This window comes from Synechocystis sp. LEGE 06083 (assembly GCF_015207725.1).
Lineage (GTDB): Bacteria > Cyanobacteriota > Cyanobacteriia > Cyanobacteriales > Microcystaceae > Synechocystis > Synechocystis salina.
Window position 1 is genome coordinate 1 of the sequence record NZ_JADEWJ010000374.1, and the last position, 2,811, is coordinate 2,811.

Annotated in this window: 4 protein-coding genes; all 4 read right to left on the reverse strand. The window is 49.1% G+C overall.

Annotated elements, in window-relative coordinates; all coding sequences use genetic code 11:
* Nucleotides 1-179 precede the first annotated feature (179 nt).
* Nucleotides 180-623, reverse strand: coding sequence for a DUF29 domain-containing protein (locus IQ219_RS18700; RefSeq protein ID WP_194073607.1), 444 nt, complete (start codon nucleotides 621-623; stop codon nucleotides 180-182).
* 98 nt (nucleotides 624-721) lie between these two features.
* Entirely contained in the window at nucleotides 722-904 is a 183-nt protein-coding gene (locus IQ219_RS18705) for a photosystem II assembly protein Psb34 (protein ID WP_190597691.1), read from the reverse strand.
* A gap of 101 nt (nucleotides 905-1,005) precedes the next feature.
* Complete coding sequence (locus IQ219_RS18710) at nucleotides 1,006-1,938, reverse strand: cation diffusion facilitator family transporter (RefSeq protein WP_194073608.1); 933 nt, start codon at nucleotides 1,936-1,938, stop codon at nucleotides 1,006-1,008.
* A 200-nt stretch (nucleotides 1,939-2,138) separates the two neighbouring features.
* Nucleotides 2,139-2,624 (reverse strand): NAD(P)H-quinone oxidoreductase subunit N, encoded by a 486-nt coding sequence (locus IQ219_RS18715; protein ID WP_190597693.1) that lies wholly within the window; start codon nucleotides 2,622-2,624, stop codon nucleotides 2,139-2,141.
* Nucleotides 2,625-2,811: the final 187 nt, after the last annotated feature.

Consider the following 2,811-nt stretch of genomic DNA (forward strand, 5'->3'; position numbering starts at 1 on the left):
TATAAGAGACAGGTGCATAGCTTGAATATCTTGGCGTACCGCTCCCTGCAATTCCAGATTAGGGGGATAGTTCCAATGGCGGCGCTGGCTAGCATACCAATTTAACGATTGTTGGATGCTGGCGATCGCCGTGGAGAGGGCCGGATCAGGGGCAGGGGAAGTCATTCAGTTTGGACAGGTTAATCGGGCAAAAACTCAGCATCAAGGATTTCCGCCAAAGAAAAGGGACAATCCACTGGAAAGTTTGAGAGGGGTAAATTAGTTTCGTTGACTGCGCCCTTTCTTCCTTTAAGATAACAATCGGCAAATATAGCTTGCAAATAGGGATTTAGGCTGGGGCTATCGGCCAGAATTAAATTAAGCTGATCCCGTTGCTCATCAATGGTATTTTTCCAGCTACCAGTGCGCTTCTGGGTTTGATATTTCCATTTGAGCAGGTGTAGGAAAAGAACTTTCAGGCGACTATAGACTTCCCGTTTATCGCTGCGACCCATGGATTCTATCTCTTCAATTAAATTCTCCACGTCCAAAGACTGTAAATCGCCCTGTTTAAGCTGATGCACAGTTTGCTCAATCCAAAGATTAAAATCGGTGTCGTAGAGAGTGGTGGTTTGTTGTTCCATGCTATTTTTCCCCTTCACCTCAACTTAATTGTAAAAGCCAACTGGCCATCGTCACCAGAGAGCAACAATGGCCATCCCTTTTTAATCTAAGGAGAAAACTAAGTGCTGGCCCCGGAAGCTGCCACCGCCACAGCAATTAACCCGGCCACAAGGACAACGGCAATGGCGGCCATGATCAAATAATTCCTTCTATCGGCTTTGCTTGGGGCATCTGCTGTATAGACCCGAGGTTCAACGGCAAAATTATTCAGCCGTCCATCGTCGTCTTTGGTATAGTTCATATTTTTAAGAGTTCTCCTGTCTTGACAAATGACAAAAAGTTTTTTATGGAAGCTTGAACCGGCCGAGGCCGAGCCCAAGTTTTTGCATAATACCTCAAAATCTAATCTGGCTTGCCCTCACCTAAAGGGGGAGATGGGGGAAAATCATCGCCATGCTGCCAAGATTTGGGATCTTCTAGGGGTTCTAAATGGGTAGTTACCCGGGAGCCAGCAATGCGTTGGGCGATCGCCGTTTCCACCGATTCACAGAGGTCATGACCCCGTTGCACAGTCCAATGCCCCGGTACCAGAACATGGAAAGAGATAAAGGACTGAGACCCGGCTTCCCTAGTTTGCAATAAATGAAAGCGCACTCCCTGGTCCTCGTAGGTGGCAAAGCAGTGGGTGATTTTTTGCAATTGCCCAGAGTCCAAGGATTTATCCATCAAACTCGAAAAGGTTTCTCGCAGTAGGTGTGTGCCAGTCCAAAGCACATTCAGTCCTACCCCCAGGGCAATGAGGGGGTCTAACCATTGCCAACCAGTGAAGAAAATTAGCACCACTGCCACCACTACCCCCACCGAAGTCCAGACATCGGTTAGCAGGTGTTGGGCATCGGCCCGCAAGGTGATGGAATTTAATCTTTTTCCTGCCCGCCAAAGGATCCAAGCCACCGCTCCATTTAACAGTGCCGCGGCGATCGCCAAACCAATGCCCAGGCTACTTTGCTCCAAGGGTTCGGGGTGAAATAAACGTTCCACTGCGCTGTAACCGATACCCAGGGCCGCAATGAGAATAAAAGCCCCTTCCAGCCCACTGGAAAAATATTCTGCTTTACTGTGGCCAAAGGGATGTTCTGAATCCGCCGGGGTGGCCGCTAGGGAGAGAGCCCAAAAAGCAACGATCGCCGAAGCCAAGTTAACCGTAGATTCCAGGGCATCGGACAACAGCCCTACAGAATCGGTAATGGCATAGGCTGCCAGCTTGAGACCCATGGTGGCCAGGGCCGCCCCAATGGACAAAACCGTGTAGGGACGGGCAATACGGGCAGTCATCAGGGTTTAATAAGGTAAAAATCAGAGTTCACAATAGGGCAGGCAATGAGCTTTCGACTTTTGAAGAAAACTTTCGCAGATCCCCCAACTTGGAGCAACCTGCAGCATAGCAAATAATTAAATCCCCATAACCCAGCCGGTCAGGGGACTTTATCCACATTGATGTATTAGTAATTGTCCGGCAGCCGGAAAGTTGCCACCTAGGCCGCCTGGAGGCAATCTAGTAACGGTTGCCACCGGAAAACTCGATCGCCCCCCATTTCCAGTACCACTTTCAGTTTGGGTTCCCGTTTGGTGAGGCTAATTAAATCTTGAATTTCGGTTTGGGAGAGAATATAACCTTCCAAAATCCACAACACCAAACCTTTACTTTGGGCCGGTAAATTTTCTAATTGGTAACCGGCGATCGGCTGGGCAAAATAAACGGGCCCCACTGCCCCTTCCTGGGCAATGTTTTTCTTACCTAAATGGGCTGGGCGTACCCCATGGACCTGCATCAAATAAGCTTCCACATCCCCCAGACCCCTAGCGGAAAGGGACACACTGGTGTAGCCGTTAGCCCGCAGACGTCTTTGGTAACGACCTTCATAACCACCTTCTAGGGGGGCATACACTGCCAAAGCCCCGTCGTTTTCTAAAGCGCGGATAAATCCTTTTCCGTTAGCAATTAATGGCAATGGCAACATAGCAATGATGGCGATAGTTATAAGGTTATGGAAGCCTAGGACAGACTAAGTTATCCACGATTTTGACACACTCTCCGGGCAAAGCAAAGATAGGCGGCCAAGATTTTCTGGAGTTGATATCCAAAGCAAAAACCCAAATCTCCCCTGGCCTGTGGCGGTGGAAATCTGGGTGCAACGGGTTCTCAAA

What these genes read in the sequence shown, in the direction of transcription:
- IQ219_RS18715 (WP_190597693.1), bottom strand. Translation starts at nt 2,624, where the DNA reads ATGTTGCCATTGCCATTAATTGCTAACGGAAAAGGATTTATCCGCGCT.
- IQ219_RS18705 (WP_190597691.1), bottom strand. Translation starts at nt 904, where the DNA reads ATGAACTATACCAAAGACGACGATGGACGGCTGAATAATTTTGCCGTT.
- IQ219_RS18700 (WP_194073607.1), bottom strand. Translation starts at nt 623, where the DNA reads ATGGAACAACAAACCACCACTCTCTACGACACCGATTTTAATCTTTGG.
- IQ219_RS18710 (WP_194073608.1), bottom strand. Translation starts at nt 1,938, where the DNA reads ATGACTGCCCGTATTGCCCGTCCCTACACGGTTTTGTCCATTGGGGCG.